This is a genomic window from Stenotrophomonas sp. GD04054, from assembly GCF_029836955.1.
In the GTDB taxonomy this organism is placed as follows: Bacteria; Pseudomonadota; Gammaproteobacteria; order Xanthomonadales; family Xanthomonadaceae; genus Stenotrophomonas; species Stenotrophomonas maltophilia_A.
Window position 1 is genome coordinate 1 of record NZ_JAOECR010000026.1, and the last position, 15,511, is coordinate 15,511.

Below are 15,511 nucleotides of genomic sequence, written 5' to 3' on the forward strand. Positions count from 1 at the left end.
GGGACGGGTTTACGGCGTCCCCCGACCCGCCTACCCACCCGGCCAAACCCATGAACCCGAGCTTTTCAGCGACCAACCCACCCCCACCACGGAGGGGCTCCGCCGTTCGCCGACCCCCGCCGAAGGCGCGCTTTCCACGGAAGAAATAATTTTCAAAAGACGTGTCGATTCCCAGCCCCCTGGTTCGTTGTATCCAGTGAAGTGCACGCACCAGGCGTCCCCACGGGAGACCGCAATGAAAGTGATGGTGATCGTGAAGGCCAACGCCGACTCCGAAGCCGGCCGCATGCCCAGCGAACAGGAACTGTCCGAAATGGGCGCCTTCAACGAACAACTCGTGGCCGCCGGCATCATGCTGGCCGGTGAAGGCCTGCATGCCACCCAGCGCGGACGTCGCATTCATTTCGGCGGCGGCGCGCCGAAGGTCGAGGCCGGTCCGTTTGGCCCCGCCAGCGAACAGATCGCCGGTTTCTGGCTGTGGGACGTGCGCTCGCTGGACGAGGCCGTTGAATGGGCCAGCCGCGCGCCGTTCAACAGTGGCGGCACGCTGGAGCTGCGCCCGCTGATTTCCGCCGAAGACTTCGGTGAAGCCTTCACCCCCGAATTACAGCAGCAGGAACAGCGTCTGCGTGCACAGCTGGAAGGTTGACCCGATTCATTTCCCCCGCCGGGCATGGCCCGGCGCCACCCCCCTGAAACCCACGACGGAGCATTGCCATGAAATTGATTCCCTTCCTCGGCTTCAGCGGCCAGGCCCATGAGGCGATGGCGTTCTACGCCAAGGCACTCGGTGGCCAGGTCACCTCGGAAATGAAATACCGCGACATGCCGCCCTCCGATGGCTCGCCGGGCTGCAACGAGATGCCGCCGGAAACCCTGGACCACGTCGCGCACAGCCAGCTGGAAATCGGTAGCGCCATCGTGATGGCGGCCGACGGTCCCGGCGGTGGCGAGGGTGGCTCGACCACCATCAATGTCGACGTCGACAGCATCGAAGAAGCCGAACGCGTGTTCGCCGCGCTGGCCGACGGTGGCCAGGTGCAGATGCCGATCGCCGAAACGTTCTGGGCGCACCGCTGGGGCATGTTGATCGACCGCTACGGCAAGCCGTGGATGGTCAACTGCATGAAGCAGCCCTGAGTCCTCTTTCTTTCATCCACAAGGAGCTTCACCGATGAATGCACCGCAACCGCAGATGATCTTCGTCAATCTTCCGGTGAAGGACCTGGAGAAATCCAAGGCCTTCTTCACCGCGCTGGGCTACAGCTTCAATCCAACTTACACCAACGATGACGCGGCAGGCATGGTCATCAGCGAGAGCATCTACGTGATGCTGCTGACCCAACCTTTTTTCCAGCAGTTCACCAACAAGCCGATTGCCGATGCGCACACCCACACGGAAGTGATCAACGCACTCTCGGCACCCAGTCGCAAGGCAGTTGACGAGTTGGTGGACAAGGCACTGGCGGCCGGCGCCAGCGAACCGCAGCCGGCGCGCGACCTGGGCTTCATGTACCAGCGCGGCTTCCAGGATCTGGATGGCCATCTCTGGGAAATCGCACACATGGACGGCGAGCCGGGCTGACGGCCGCCGCAGGGAGAATCCTCATGGCTTACGTGGATGCTTACGTGCTGCCGTGCCCCCAGGACAAGGTGGCGGCCTACCGCCGCCTTGCCCGCAAGGCCGGTGCGGTGTGGAAGGACCATGGCGCGCTGCAGTACATGGAATGCGTGGCTGACGATGTGGAACCGGGAAAGAGCACGTCCTTCCCGCGTGCGGTCAAGGCAAAACCGGGCGAAACGGTGATCGTCGCCTTCGTGGTGTTCCGTTCGCGCGCGGCACGCGACCGTATCAACGCGAAAGTGATGGCGGACCCACGGCTGGCGTCGCTGGGCCCGAAGGACATGCCGTTCGACACCAAACGCATGTTCTGGGGCGGCTTCAAGCCGATAGTTGAAGCGTGAGCTGCGGCGCTTGTGCGGGCCGGGCGTGCGTGCTGTGATCGGCGCATGCTCGAGCCCGCACTGACGCAGCGTCTGGAAACCCTCTGGCGGATGGAGTCGCCGGTGTTGATCGCGCGCCTGGCGCGGCTGCTCGGGGGCGATGTCGGCCGCGCCGAGGAGCTGGCCCAGGACACCTGGCTGGCCGCGCTGGAGCGCTGGCCGGAGCAGGGCATCCCGGACAACCCCGGAGCCTGGCTGATGACCACTGCGCGCAACCGTGCCATTGATGTGCTGCGCCAGCACCAGCGGGTGGCGCAGCAGCATGCGCAGTGGGGCGAGGAACTGCATCCGGCGCCGCTGCCGGCGCCCGATGACAGTCAAGCGCTGGAAGATGATCTGGGTGACGACCTGCTGCGGCTGATGTTCGTGGCCTGCCATCCGGTGCTGCCGGCCGATGCACGGGTGGCATTGACCCTGCGCCTGCTGGGTGGCCTGACCACTGTCGAGATCGCGCGCGCCTTCCTGCAGCCCGAGCCGACCATCGCCCAGCGCATCGTGCGCGCCAAGCGCACCTTGGCGCAGAAGCAGGTGCCCTACGAGGTCCCGCGTGCTGACGCGATGCCCGAGCGGCTTGGTTCGGTGCTGGAAGCGATCTACCTGGTGTTCAACGAAGGCTATGCGGCCAGTGCCGGTGACGACTGGATGCGCCCGGCACTGTGCGAGGAGGCGCTGCGGCTCGCGCGCATCCTGGCGCACCGGCTGCCGGTGCCGCCGGTGCTGGGCCTGCTGGCGCTGATGGAGCTGCAGGCCTCGCGTGCCGCGGCACGGACCGATGCGCAGGGCGTGCCGGTACTGCTGGACCAGCAGAACCGCGCGCGCTGGGACTGGCTGCAGATTGAACGCGGGCAGCAGGTGCTGGCGCGCGCGCTGGCCGCCGGTGGCGCTGCTGATCCCTATGTACTGCAGGCGCGTATCGCAGCGTGCCATGCAGCGGCGCGCCGCCCCGAGGATACCGACTGGCCGCGCATCGCAGCGCTCTATATGCAGCTGCTGCAGGTGCAGCCCTCGCCGGTTGTTGCATTGAACCGGGTCGTGGCGGTGCTGCGCAGTGACGGTGCCTTCGCGGCGTGGGCGCAGCTGCAGCCGTTGCTGGTGGACGCGCGACTGCGTGAGTACGCGCCGCTGCAGGTGGTGCGCGGGGAGTTACTACAGGCGCTGGGGCGCGACCTGGACGCACGTCACGCTTTTGCGGAAGCCGCCAGACTCAGCCAGAACCAGGCAGAGCGGGGCCTGCTGCGGCAACGGGCCGGCCTGCCTCCCACGGAGTGACCTCGACGAAGGCAGCACTTGTCGGCGGGCCCGCGAGCCGTTATGTTTCGCGCCCAGCGGACGCGTCAGCGTCCACTTTCCATGCGTATTGACCGAGGAGCGGTTGGATGTATTCAAGGACGAAGAGCGCATCGCGCGCTTTTGCGCGCCTGCTTGCCTGTGCCCTGTGCCTGGCCGTATGGCCGATGGCCGTACAGGCGGCAGACAAATCACAGCAGGCCTATTGGGCCGGTTTTGCCTATACCGCTGATGCCGCTGCCGTGCAGGCGACCACACCGCATGCGCATGCGGTGCTGGAACAGCGCGGCCTGATCCCGTTGAACCAGGCCCTGGCACAGTCGCTCAAGCGCCGCGCCCCGGCCCACCTGCAGCTGATCGACCAGCCGGTGGCGATGCTCGACGGCACCACCAGTGCGACAGTGCTGGCCGCGGCACTGGACCGCGAACTGGTCTCGGTCGAGCCGATCGGTGACCAGTACAAGGTGCTGGTGGAAGTGGCGCTGCAGGCGCTGTTCTTCGATTTCCGCGAGCGCCAGGTGATCGCGTCCTATCCGCTTACCCTGCAGCGCATCGACGTGCAGGATTACCGGCCGGACAACGACGATATCGACGCGATCGTCGCCGATCTCCTGTATGGCAGCGCCGATACCAGCCTGTCGCAGGTGCTGGCTGCCAGCCTCGCCCAGGCCAGGCTGCCCGATGCCGCCGTGCGTCGCCTGCAGGTCGGTGGCGTAACCCTGTCCGACGTGGTCCGCGCCAAGCTGCCCGACCCGAAGTGGGAAGCCCCGCTGCGCGCCACACTGGCCCATGAGCTGTCCAAGACGCTGTCGTCCAATACCGGCGTCGGCCTGCTGCCGCCGGCCTCGGGCCAGGCGATCGGTGGTGCGATGGCGGCGCGCTTTGCCGACGGCAAGGTCTACCAGCTGAAGATTCCCGAGCCGGACTACGTCATCAACCTGCAGGTGGATGCGCTGAAGAACGGCGTGATCGAAGAAACGCCGGCGATGAAGACGATGCTGTTCGGCGCGTTCTTCACCGCCAAGGTGACCGAGCCGTTCTCCGGCAAGGTCTATTTCGAACAGCCGCTGCGCAAGGGTGCCACCAAGGTGGTGCCGGTCACGCAGTGGCAGGTCGACCAGTGGTCGGCCAGCTACGAAACCCTGCTGGCCGGCTTCGATGCCTTCGCCGGCGCCGCCGCCAAGCGCGCCGATTCGCGCGGCTGGCTGGACGAACAGAAGCCGGGCGGCCGCCCGTTGCAGCAGCAGACCCAAGCCCTCCAGGAGTTGATCAAGTCATGTCGTTGATGCGTACCATCCTGCTCATCCTCATCGCCCTGGTGGTGGCCTCCCCGGTCGCTGCACAGACCGCCAGTTCACGCGGTACCGGTTCGGCCAGCTACGGCCTGCGCCTGAGTGCCGACACCCGCGCCCAGGCCCTGAACAAGGCCAAGGTCAATGCACTGGAGGCGTACATCGCCGAAACCGGTGCGGCCAAGCTGCGCCTGTTCGAAGCACGTCGCTCCGAGTTCATCGGCGAGATCGACCGCTACGTGCTCAGCGCCGTGCAGCTGTCGGACACCGAAGACAAGAAGGCCAAGACCTACACCGTCACCGTCCGCGCCGAGATCAACACCACACTGCTGCAGACCAAGCTGGATGCCGGCTCGGCCGTGGCCGGTGCCACCGCCGCGCAGCGCTCGCTGCTGACCTTCCTGTTCATGGCGCGCTCGCAGGACACCGTGCAGTCGTTCCAGGACAAGGAATACCGCCGCGTCGACGCCAGCAGCAGCTACAGCGAGAACACCCGTGAAGGCGACAGCTTCCGCGGCAACTCGGTCAGCACCAACGGCAGCATCAACCAGAATGGTTCGATGTCGGTCACCAGCGGTGGCAGCACCACCCAGCGCAGCGACAACATCAGCTGGAAGGTGGCCAACGCCGCCGAAGTGAACACCGCGATGACCGGCGCCTTCAGCGCCGCCGGCTACGAAGTGGTTGAAGCCGAATACGTGGAAGGCGAGTCGCGCGGTCTGCTCAGCATCGAGCGTATCCGCAAGGACTTCAGCACCGGCAACGACCTGGCCCCGGCCACCCTGCGTGATACCGCCAACGGCATCCGTGCGGCCAACATCCCGTACATCGCCGTCGGCACCCTCGACGTGGGCATGCGCGACCGTGACCCGGCCAGCGGCAACACCCGCGTGTTCGTCACGGTCACCGGCAAGGTGCTGGATGTGACCGGTCGCTTCCCGCGCACCGTGTCGTCGGTGGGCCCGGTGCAGTTCTCCGGTACCGGCCCGAACGAAACCGTCGCCCGTACCAACGCGCTGCAGCTGGCGGCTGAAAAGGCTGCCCAGCAGATGATCAACGAACTGAACGTCAAGGCGGTTCGTTGATCCGCCACCCCGGTGGGTGCCGAGCTCGCTCGGCATCGCCCTGGGGTTACCGATTTCCCACGTGCCGCTTCGCGGCCGTCTCTCCCAAAAGGACACTCACATGATCCGCAATACCGCTCTTGTCGTGGCCATCGCTGCCGCCACCCTGTCGATGCCGGCCCACGCTGGCCTGGGCAAGCTGAAGGACCTGGCTGGCGCCGCTACCGGCACCTCCAGCAGCAGCGCCTCCAGCGCCGCCGCTCCGGACGAAGCCGCGCAGGAAGCGCTGGTGCGTCGTTTCGTCAGCTCGCAGTCGCACTCGCTGCAGGCCCAGACCTCGTTTGCCCGCGCCTTCGGCCTGGCCGAGCAGGTGCAGCTGCTGGAAGCAGAGCGCCAGGCGCTGTCGTCGGGTTCGGTCAGCGTCGATGCGATGAAGAAGTCGGTGTCGGTCAGTGAAGCTGCGCAGGCGGCGATCAACGAGCGCCAGGCCGCACAGCCGGAACTGAACGCTGAATCCAAGCAGCACTACGCCGAAGGCCTGGTCTCGCTGCTGTCCTCGGCGGCCGAAGCACAGAAGCTGGGCGGCGAAGCCAGCAACTTCACCGCCGGCATGAAGAACCTGGGCGCGACCCAGCTGGCCACCGTCGGCCGCAAGCTGGCCGCCGGTGCATGGGTGGCCAAGGAATCGCCGGGCTTCATCCAGGGCCTGTACGGTTCGACCAAGTCGGCCGTGACCTTCGCCAAGAAGAGCAAGGTGAAGGTGCCGTCCAACGCCGATTCGATGCTCGACACGCTCTGATCCGAGGCGAATCTCCATGCGTATGACCTACCGTTTGATCGGCCTGGGCCTGGCTGCCACGCTGCTTGCAGCCTGTGGCAAGCAGGACACCCCGGCCGCCGCGCCCGCCAAGGACAAGGCAACCAGTGCACTGGCCAGCAATGCGCCAGTGGAAGCAGCGCCCCTGCGTGGCACGCCGGATTTCGGCGGCACCACCCAGGTCGCGCGCGAAGCCGACGGCATCGGCAGCACCCCGGAACTGGCGGTGCTGGCGGCATTGCAGTCGGCGGTGGCGCAGGTCAACGGAGTACGCGTGGCCAGCCAGATGCAGAGCCTGCGTGCAGGCCTGCATGTGGATGTGGATGACGAACACGTCGGCGATATCCGCGCCGACGCGTTCACCCAGCAGATGATCGCCGGCTCGCAGGGCGCGGTGCTGGGCTATGAAATCCTGTCGCAGGATGAAGTGCGGCAGCTGGACGAGGAAACCATCGCCCGCGTGCGCGCCAGCGACGAAGGCTGGAGCTTCAAGGGCTCGGCGTCGGCCAGTGCCTCCGGCGAAGCCTCGGCCAAGAGCGGTTCGGCCTCGGCCAGCGTCAGGGAAAGCTACGACGAGAAGGTCAGCGTCGATGCCAAGCGTGGCGCCAGTTCGTTCGATTCCGACGTGACCCATCGCAGCATGCGCAGCTACTGGAAGGTGCGCGTGCGCGCACAGATCGCCCAGTACCGCGCGCCGGACGAGCAGGGCAAGCCGAAGATCGTGGTTGCACTGCCGCGCACCAAGGCCGGCAGCTATGCCGTGGGCGACGGCCGCGTGGACGCGGACGAAGTGGCCGACGCGATCCGCGCACGCCTGTCCGACACGCTGACCCAGACCCAGCGCTTCATCGTGCTGGACCGCGAGTTCGGCGACGAACTGCAGGCCGAGATCGACCACATCAACAGCGGCAACGTGCGCCTGCAGGACACCGCACGCGTCGGCCAGCAGCTGGCGACCGACCTGATCCTGATCCCGACCATCGAACGCTTCGAGTACCCGCGCAGCGTGCGCAACCTGCGCATGTCCGACCGCCAGGTGACCTCGTACTCCGGTGGCGGCCGCATTACCCTGCGCCTGATCAACGCCACCACCGGCCAGGTGGTGATGTCCGACAGCTTCGACCACCAGCTGGCCTCGACCGGCCCCAGCACCCTGCCGCGCGTGGTCAACGGCCGCAGCATGGCCGCGGCGATGATGGAATCGCTGTCCGGCCAGATCGGTACCACCATCGTCACCACGCTGTTCCCGGTGTCGGTGGTTTCGGTGGACGGTGACCAGGTGGTGCTGAGCCAGGGCGGTGACACCGTCCAGGTCGGCCAGCGCTGGCAGGCCGTGCGCCTGGGCGAAGAACTGAAGGACCCGCAGACCGGTCGCTCGCTGGGCCGCAGCGAACACCCGTGCTGCACCATCCGCATCGACCGCGTGGCTGCACAGACCTCGTACGGCACCATCGAAGACGGTGTCGACGCCATGCGCGGCGGCTTCCGTCCGGGCCAGATTGAACTGCGCCAGAAGCTGGGCAGCAAGCCGGCTGCTGCCGCTGCCGGCGCAACGGCCTCGGCTGCACCGGCCGCCGCCGCGCGCCCGGCGGCCAAGCCGAAGCCCAAGCCCACTGCCGCCCCGGCCGAAGACCCGAACTGGTAACACGCCAAGGCAGCACACAGATGGGGTCAGAGACCTTTCCCGCAGGGAAAGGGCTCTGACCCCTTCTTGTTTCCGTCCGTGTCGACCAAGGTCGACACCTACCAACAGCAGCGGGAACCTGTCGAAGGCGGGGTGGGTCCGGTTGCGGGGGCGTGAGCCGCATGGATGCGGCGACCGAGCTTACATGGACGTACTTGCAGCGTCCCCCGCAACCGGACCTACCCCGCCTACCCTCAGGAAGCCAGCTCCCGCTGTTGCTTCGGCTGTTGCTGTTGCTGTTGCCCTGGCTTCGGCAGGTGCAGGGCGCAGCCCTGCCGAACCCCTTACACTCCAGAAGGATTTCCCTGCTGGAGAGAGCAATGAAACGAGTAGTACTGGGCGTGCTGGCCCTGTCAGTGTCGAGCGCACTGATGGCGGCCACCCCGAAATTCGATGGCGCGCGGATCTCCGCCGACGTCAAGGAACTGGCCTCCGACGCCTACGAAGGCCGCTCGCCGGCCACCGCCGGCGAAGAAAAGACCGTCGCTTATCTCAGCAAGCAGTTCGCCGACGCCGGCCTGCAGCCGGGCGGCGACCTCAAGGACGGCAAGCGCCTGTGGACCCAGGCCGTGCCGCTGCGCAAGGGCGACATCGTCGGCGCACCGCAGCTGGCGCTGCACCAGGGCGGCAAGACCGTTGCGCTGGAACAGGGCAAGCAGATCGCCGTGCGCGCCGCCATGAACGGCGCCAGCAACGTCGACATCAGCAAGGCCCCGCTGGTGTTCCTCGGCTACGGCGTGAAGGCCCCGGAGCGCAACTGGGATGACTTCAAGGGCGTGGACCTGAAGGGCAAGATCGCCGTCGTGCTGATCAATGACCCGGACTTCGAGACCGGCCAGGGTGATTTCGACGGCAAGGGCATGACCTACTACGGCCGTTGGACCTACAAGTACGAAGAAGGCGCCCGCCAGGGCGCGCTGGGCGTGCTGATCGTGCACGAGACCGCACCGGCGTCGTACGGCTGGGCCACCGTGGCCGGTTCCAACACCAACACCATGTTCGATGTGGTGCGCGACAACCCGGCCGACAGCCACCCGCTGCTGGAAGGCTGGATCCAGCGCGACCTGGCCGTGGAGCTGTTCCGCTCGGCCGGCCAGGACTTCGAGGCGCTGAAGAAGAAGGCGCAGCAGCGCGACTTCACCCCGGTGCCGCTGACCGGCGCCAGCCTGGACGCGAAGTACGCGGTGAAGACCGAAGTGATCACCTCGCACAACGTGGCCGCACGCCTGGAGGGCAGCAGCCACCCGGACGAGACCATCGTCTACAGCGCGCACTGGGACCACATCGGCGTGGGCGAGCCCGACGCACGTGGCGACCGGATCTTCAATGGCGCTCTGGACAACGCCAGTGGCACCGCATCGCTGATCGAACTGGCCCGTGGCTTCGCCAAGGCCAAGCGCCCGCAGCGTTCGCTGCTGTTCCTGGCGGTCACCGCCGAGGAAAAGGGCCTGCTGGGTTCGGAGTACTACGCCACCCATCCGCTGTATCCGCTGGAAAAGACCGTGGCGGTGATCAACATGGATGGCATGGCGCCGTTCGGGCCGTCGCGTGATTTCGGCATCTACGGTGCCGCGCGCTTCGAGCTGCTGGACCAGCTGAAGGACGTGGCCAAGGGCTGGGATATCCGCTACACGCCGGACCCGAAGCCGGAAGCGGGCCTGTTCTTCCGCTCCGATCACTTCCCGTTCGCCAAGCGTGGCGTGCCGGCGCTGTCCTGGTCGGCCGGCCAGGACTGGGTGGACGGTGGCGTGGCCGCAGGCAAGAAGGCCTCCGAGGACTACACCGCCAAGCGCTACCACCAGCAGGGCGACGAGTGGCAGCCGGACTGGGTGTTCGCCGGTGCCGCCCGCGACCTGGAGGTGCTGTACACGCTGGGCAACCAGCTGGCCAACTCGCGCAGCTGGCCAAACTGGAGCAAGGACGAATCGTTCCGCGCCGTGCGTGACGCCAGCGCCGACCAGCGCAAGTAAAGGAATGCGCCGGGTTCGCCCGGCGCCTCCCGGGTAGTGCCGGCCGCTGGCCGGCAACCTTGTGATGCTTGTGGAGGTCATGGGGAGCCGGCCAGCGGCCGGCTCTACCAGAATGGCTTCCATCCCCGCTTTCCGGCCCTTCGTCGCAACCCGCTTGTTTGCCCGGCGGGCCGCCCTATGCTCGGCTCACCCCCTTCCTCCAAGGCGCCGCCGTGTTCGCCAGCCTCTCTCTCCTGCTTCGTCACCTGCTGGCCTGGGCTGCGGCGCTGTTCGTCGCCGGCATGGTCTGGAGCGGCATTTTCAGCGGCATGAACGACGGCCCTGGCTGGGTGTTCGGGCTGCTGGTGATGTTCCTGATGATTTCCGCGCTGGGCAGCGCGATTACCCATGTACGCCGCGTCTGGCTGGTCGCCGGCCGGCTGGATTCGACCACGCTCTCCGGCCGCCAGCGCCGCCAGGTGGAACTGCCGATGGATGCCGGCCAGGCATTCTCGGTGGTGGAAGCGGCCATCGCTGAACTGCCGCGCGTTGAAGACGTGGAAAGTTCGGCCGGCAGCCTGCAGGTGCGGGCCTACGTGCGCCGCGTGGATGCCTGGAACGGCCGCCAGCCATCGCGCTGGAACCTGCCGGCACGGCTGGCGATCAAGCGCAACAGCGTGCTGGCGACGGTCACGCCGGGGCAGGGCACCAGTACCGTCACCCTGTTGTTTGAGCCGGATGCCGGCTGGTGGGCCGACCTGCTGGCACTGGATGAGGGCAGCAACTTCGAGAACGCCGAAGCGGTCACCCGCGCGATCAGCCGCCGTGTTGCCGACCAGCGTCGCGACGAGCAGGCCGCGGCTGAGCAGACCCAGGTGGAAAAGGAGCTGTCGGTGGCCCGGTTGAACCTGCTGCATGCGCAGGTGGAACCGCACTTCCTCTACAACACGCTGGCCAACGCGCAGGTGCTGACCCGCACCGACCCGGCACGTGCCGACCAGATGCTGGGCCACCTGATCCAGTACCTGCGCAGCTCGTTGCCACAGGTGGACGAATCGCTGTCCACGCTGGGCGTGGAGCTGGAGCGCACCCGTGCCTACCTGGAGATCCTGCGTATCCGCATGGGCGCACGGCTGGGGGTGGAGGTGCAGGTACCGAACGAACTGCACGGCGTGCAGCTGCCGGCGATGGCGCTGCAGACGCTGGTGGAGAACGCGATCAAGCATGGCCTGGAACCGAAGCCCGGCGGTGGCACGATCTGGATCCTGGCGCGTGGCTTCGATGACCATGTAACGGTGACGGTGGCCGACGATGGCCTCGGCTTCGGCCAGGGCACCAGCGGTACCGGCATCGGCCTGAAGAACCTGCGCGAGCGCCTGCGCCTGACCTGCGGCGAACAGGCCGGCGTGGCGATCGTCGCCAACTTCCCCAGCGGCGTGGCCGCGACCATGACCCTGCCGCAGTCGAGCAAGGAGCGCAGCCATGCCGCTTGAGGCGCTCATTGCCGAAGACGAGGAACTGCTGCGGCAGTCGCTGGTCGAGCAGCTGGGCCGGTTGTGGCCGGACCTGAAGCTGGTGGCCGAGTGCGAGGATGGCGCCAGTGCGCTGGAACAGCTGGCCGAGAAACAGCCGGACATCGCCTTCCTCGATATCCGCATGCCCGGCATCAGTGGCATTGAAGTGGCCCGTTCGCTGTCCGAACTGAGCCCGCGCACCCAGGTGGTGTTCGTTACCGCCTACGACCAGTACGCCATCGACGCGTTCGAGCAGGGTGCGATGGACTACCTGCTGAAGCCGGTCAGCGATGAGCGCCTGCTGGCCACGCGCGAACGCATCCTGTCGCGGCTGCCATCAACGCGCCAGGACGATGCCGTACTCGAACGCCTGCTTCAGCGCCTGGGGCCGTCGCAGAGGGCGGCAGAGCGCCCGCCCTTGGCCTGGATCACCGCCAGCAACGGCCGCGAGACGCAGCTGATCATGCTGGAAGACGTGGCCTACTTCCGTGCTGACAACAAGTACACCACCGTGATGACCGCGGCCGGTGAGAGCCTGCTGCGCACACCGTTGCGCGAGCTGCTGGAAGTGCTCGATCCGCAGCACTTCCGCCAGATCCATCGCTCGACCATCGTCAACATGAAGGCGGTGGCAGCGGTCAGCCGCGACGATACCGGGCGCGGGGTGCTGCGCCTGCGTGGGCGTACGGAGACGCTGGTGGTCAGCCAACCCTTCATGAGCCTGTTCCGCGGCATGTAGCCGCACCCCGGAGGCACCATGCGCCTGTTCCTGTTTGCCTGCGTTGCTGCGCTGTCATTGGCCGGCTGCGAGAAGTCCAGCGAAACCTCGATCACCCGTACCAATGCCAACGGCGTGGACACGCTGTACAGCAAACGCACCGTGGTCGATGGCGAGGCGCGGTTCCAGTGCATCGCCAGCAGCAGTGGCCACTGCCACTACGTGGTGCTGGACCCTGCATGCAGCAGCGGGGCCGCGTGTGCCACGCCGCCGTTGCGTCGGTTCGCGGTGGCGGTGGGAAAGACCGAGGCGATGCGTGACCTGCCCAGGGGCTTCCACCAATGCGTCAGCCAGGACCCGATAGAACAATGCCACCGTGAGTGATCACGGTGGCATTGTGGGTCCCCCCGCTTCCCTGAAGGGTCAGTAGGCAGGTTGCAGTGTCAGGTCGTGGTGGTGCTCGTTCTCACCCACATGGTTCAGGCGGCCGACCAGTTCTGAGTGCTGCTTCATGCGCCCGATCTCGGTCATGATGCGGATGTCCTCATGGCGCAGCTCGCGCTTGGCAGTGACGGCCTGCTTGTAGTCCAGCACTTCCGGGTAGTGCTCGGCCAGGTCCAGTGCCTCGGCCACGTTCTCGACGCTGTCGGCCTTGGAGCTGATGCGGGCGCGGCTGTTGAAGGCCTTCATCCAACGCTCGAAACCGGCGGTGCGGTCGAACATGTTGGCCATGAACCAGATCACGAACAGGATCGAGATCCATGAGCCGAACACCACGACCACGCGGGTGAAGGTGATGTGGTAATCGTCGCGCCACAGGTAGTTGGTGATCAGCCCGAGGATCAGCAGCGAGGCCGCCTGCCAGCCGACGATCGAGGCGATCAGCCATTGGCACTTGGCCTGGGCCAGCACAGCCACTTCATCGCGGATCTGCTGCTCGCTGAGGCTGCGCCAGTGCGCGACCTGTTTTTCGAACGGGCTGCTGTAGAGCTCGTTGTCGCGAAGCAGTAGTCCCAAACCCTTGAACAAAGCAATCATGGCTGGCTCCTTGTGGAACGTGCGTCGATCAGCGTTGGACGGTGTGGCGGGTTCAGTTCTAGCACTTCCAGCGAGCCGTGCAATGGGCGCAATGCCTAGCGGCGTAAGGGTTTTGTCTGAATGGGTGAATGTTGTTGCATTGCAACATCATGGTCGCAGCCTGCGACAGGATGTCGCAGGGTGAAACGTGCTGCGGCTGCACATGAAACCGTGGCTGAGCGCGGAGACTCGCCGTCGGCGTCGTGATCGCCCAGAATCGGGGCCGACCGCGCAACCTGCGGCCGCTCTTCCGCCTTTCCTGGACCTGTGATGCCGGCTCTGCTGCAGCGACTCTCCCGCCCCGTCACCGCGCCGATCCGGCGCTGGGTCCTGGAGGCCTTCCCGCGTGGCCAGAGCGGCATCGACTACGACCACCCGCTGGGTGACCCGGGCTGGTTCGGCCCGGACAGCGTCACCTGGCGGCTGCATGCGGAATTTCCGTCGATGCTGGCCGGAGGCCTGTGCGCGCTGATGCTGCAGACCCTGCACCCGCGCGCGCTGGCCGGGGTCTATGACCATTCCAACTTCCGCCAGGACCTGGTGGGCCGCCTGCGCCGCACCACCGCGTTCGTTGCCGGCACCAGCTATGCGCCTGTCGGCGAAGTCGAGACGCTGGTGGCGAAGGTACGCCGCATCCATGCGCAGATCCGCGGCCAGACCGCGCAGGGCGAGGCCTATGCCGCCGATGATCCGCAGCTGCTGACCTGGGTGCATGTGACCGAGGCCTTCGGCTTCCTGCAGGGCTTCCGCCGTTACGGACGCGAGGTGCCGGCGCACATCGCCGATCGCTACTACGACGAGTATCGCTGCGTGGCCGAGGCACTGGGCGCGGTGGATGTGCCGCGCAGTGAAGCGGAAGTGGCCGCCTATTTCTGCGCGCGGCAGCCGGAGCTGCGCGTCGACGAACGCTCGCGCGAGGTGCTGGAGGTGCTGTCCGGCGTGCGCCTGCCGGTACCGGTGCCGGGCCTGTCGCGCGAAGTGTTCCTCGGCGCCGGTGCGGCGCTGCTGCCGGACTGGGCCGAAGGCATGCTGGAACGCAATGCGCGCCAGCGCGCACAAGCTGCAGCGTCGGCGAAGCTGATGCAGGGCATGGCGCCGCTGTTCCGCCGCGCGCTGCCCGATGGCCTGGCCAGCCGCGCCTGCACGCGCATGGGCGTGCCGGTGGCGGTGTTGCGCGAGTGGCCCGCGGTTGCCTGGTAGGTGCCAACCTTGGTTGGCACGCGTTGCGCGATAGAGCTTCATCCACGCATGGCGTGGATCTACTGAAGCCATGATTCTGGTAGGTGCCGACCTTGGTTGGCACGCATTTCGCGCGGTGCCGCAGAAGCGCCAACCAAGGTTGGCCTCTACCAGAGCGGATTCCGCAGTAGATCCACGCCATGCGTGGATGGGCGTTACCCGGCCGACTTCAACCCACGCAACAGCATCTCCAGCGCCGCCGTCGCCTGCTGCAGGCGCGCGTCGCCATCCTCGCCCTCGGCGATCCAGAACGCGGCCTCGGCCAGGCTGCCGTAGATCAGCGACGCCAGCGCCTGCGCGTCCACCGGCGCCACCACGCCCTGCGCCACCAGATGTTCGATCAGGTGCTGCATCGAGTGCACGCAGTGGCGCTGCGATTCCGGTGAGGCGCCACCCAGTACTGCGCGCGCATCGCGCAGCACGATGCGCTGGATTTCCGGCTCCAGTGCCATCTCCAGATAGGCGCGGCAACGCTGCACGAAGCCGTCCCAGGCATCTTCCGCGCCATCGCTGATCGCCTGCAGACGCAGGTCGGTCTCGGCATCGAGCTGGGTGACGACAGCCGCCAGCAGACCCTTCTTGTCGCCGAAGTGGTGGTACAGCGCGCCGCGGGTCAGCCCGGCCTGGGCGGTCAGGTCGTCCATCGAGGTGGCGGCATAGCCATGCGCGCTGAACACCCGGCGGGCGGTGGCCAGCAGGGTGGCGCGGGTTTCTTCCATCTCGGCGCGGGTGCGACGAACCATCCGGAGCTCCTTACATACACAGTGCATGATTATTTACATACAGAGCGTATGAATGTAGCCTCTTATTCATACGCTCTGTATGTATTGTCGTGGCGCCCGGTGCGCCAGGCAAGTCGCTGCCCT

16 protein-coding genes are annotated in these 15,511 nt (G+C 66.7%); 14 read left to right on the forward strand and 2 right to left on the reverse strand.

The genetic code is table 11. The features are described 5' to 3' along the window. Nucleotides 1–235 precede the first annotated feature (235 nt). The 13 genes from N7573_RS13195 to N7573_RS13255 all read left to right on the forward strand — a co-directional run bounded on the left by N7573_RS13195 (nt 236) and on the right by N7573_RS13255 (nt 12,713). Entirely contained in the window at nt 236–649 is a 414-nt protein-coding gene (locus N7573_RS13195; RefSeq protein WP_279943182.1) for a YciI family protein, read from the forward strand. A gap of 68 nt (nt 650–717) precedes the next feature. Continuing rightward, entirely contained in the window at nt 718–1,140 is a 423-nt protein-coding gene (locus tag N7573_RS13200; protein WP_012509913.1) for a VOC family protein, read from the forward strand. A 34-nt stretch (nt 1,141–1,174) separates the two neighbouring features. Then, nucleotides 1,175–1,585 carry a VOC family protein gene (locus N7573_RS13205; protein WP_279913624.1) on the forward strand — a complete coding sequence of 137 codons (411 nt, stop codon included), beginning with the start codon at nt 1,175–1,177 and terminating at the stop codon, nt 1,583–1,585. A 23-nt stretch (nt 1,586–1,608) separates the two neighbouring features. Continuing rightward, on the forward strand, nt 1,609–1,965 hold the full coding sequence (locus N7573_RS13210) for a DUF1428 domain-containing protein (RefSeq protein WP_032128771.1): 357 nt from the start codon (nt 1,609–1,611) through the stop codon (nt 1,963–1,965). Between the two features lie 45 nt (nt 1,966–2,010). Beyond that, on the forward strand, nt 2,011–3,273 hold the full coding sequence (locus tag N7573_RS13215; RefSeq protein WP_279913623.1) for a sigma-70 family RNA polymerase sigma factor: 1,263 nt from the start codon (nt 2,011–2,013) through the stop codon (nt 3,271–3,273). Nucleotides 3,274–3,380: 107 nt separating this feature from the next. After that, on the forward strand, nt 3,381–4,577 hold the full coding sequence (locus N7573_RS13220) for a hypothetical protein (RefSeq protein WP_100437774.1): 1,197 nt from the start codon (nt 3,381–3,383) through the stop codon (nt 4,575–4,577). Further along, complete coding sequence (locus N7573_RS13225) at nt 4,568–5,668, forward strand: hypothetical protein (protein ID WP_049398326.1); 1,101 nt, start codon at nt 4,568–4,570, stop codon at nt 5,666–5,668. Before N7573_RS13220 ends, N7573_RS13225 begins: the two co-directional genes overlap by 10 nt. A gap of 100 nt (nt 5,669–5,768) precedes the next feature. Beyond that, a complete protein-coding gene (locus N7573_RS13230) occupies nt 5,769–6,446 on the forward strand; it encodes a hypothetical protein (protein WP_049398327.1) in 678 nt (225 codons plus the stop codon). 16 nt (nt 6,447–6,462) lie between these two features. After that, nucleotides 6,463–8,109: a CsgG/HfaB family protein gene (locus N7573_RS13235; RefSeq protein WP_279913622.1), complete on the forward strand. Its 1,647-nt coding sequence runs from the start codon at nt 6,463–6,465 to the stop codon at nt 8,107–8,109. A 359-nt stretch (nt 8,110–8,468) separates the two neighbouring features. Continuing rightward, entirely contained in the window at nt 8,469–10,118 is a 1,650-nt protein-coding gene (locus N7573_RS13240) for a M28 family metallopeptidase (protein ID WP_279943183.1), read from the forward strand. Between the two features lie 212 nt (nt 10,119–10,330). Beyond that, on the forward strand, nt 10,331–11,590 hold the full coding sequence (locus N7573_RS13245) for a histidine kinase (RefSeq protein ID WP_049398329.1): 1,260 nt from the start codon (nt 10,331–10,333) through the stop codon (nt 11,588–11,590). Beyond that, nucleotides 11,580–12,350 (forward strand): LytTR family DNA-binding domain-containing protein, encoded by a 771-nt coding sequence (locus N7573_RS13250; protein WP_032128763.1) that lies wholly within the window; start codon nt 11,580–11,582, stop codon nt 12,348–12,350. Before N7573_RS13245 ends, N7573_RS13250 begins: the two co-directional genes overlap by 11 nt. Nucleotides 12,351–12,368: 18 nt before the next feature. Then, a complete protein-coding gene (locus tag N7573_RS13255) occupies nt 12,369–12,713 on the forward strand; it encodes a hypothetical protein (protein WP_032128762.1) in 345 nt (114 codons plus the stop codon). A 39-nt stretch (nt 12,714–12,752) separates the two neighbouring features. Here the strand turns inward: N7573_RS13255 and N7573_RS13260 are convergent, their stop codons facing one another. Continuing rightward, on the reverse strand, nt 12,753–13,367 hold the full coding sequence (locus N7573_RS13260) for a hypothetical protein (protein WP_032128761.1): 615 nt from the start codon (nt 13,365–13,367) through the stop codon (nt 12,753–12,755). 309 nt (nt 13,368–13,676) lie between these two features. On the opposite strand from N7573_RS13260, the gene N7573_RS13265 reads away from it, so the two are divergent. Beyond that, nucleotides 13,677–14,606 carry an oxygenase MpaB family protein gene (locus tag N7573_RS13265; protein WP_279913725.1) on the forward strand — a complete coding sequence of 310 codons (930 nt, stop codon included), beginning with the start codon at nt 13,677–13,679 and terminating at the stop codon, nt 14,604–14,606. Nucleotides 14,607–14,800: 194 nt separating this feature from the next. Here the strand turns inward: N7573_RS13265 and N7573_RS13270 are convergent, their stop codons facing one another. Next, a complete protein-coding gene (locus N7573_RS13270; RefSeq protein WP_279913726.1) occupies nt 14,801–15,388 on the reverse strand; it encodes a TetR family transcriptional regulator in 588 nt (195 codons plus the stop codon). Nucleotides 15,389–15,511: the final 123 nt, after the last annotated feature.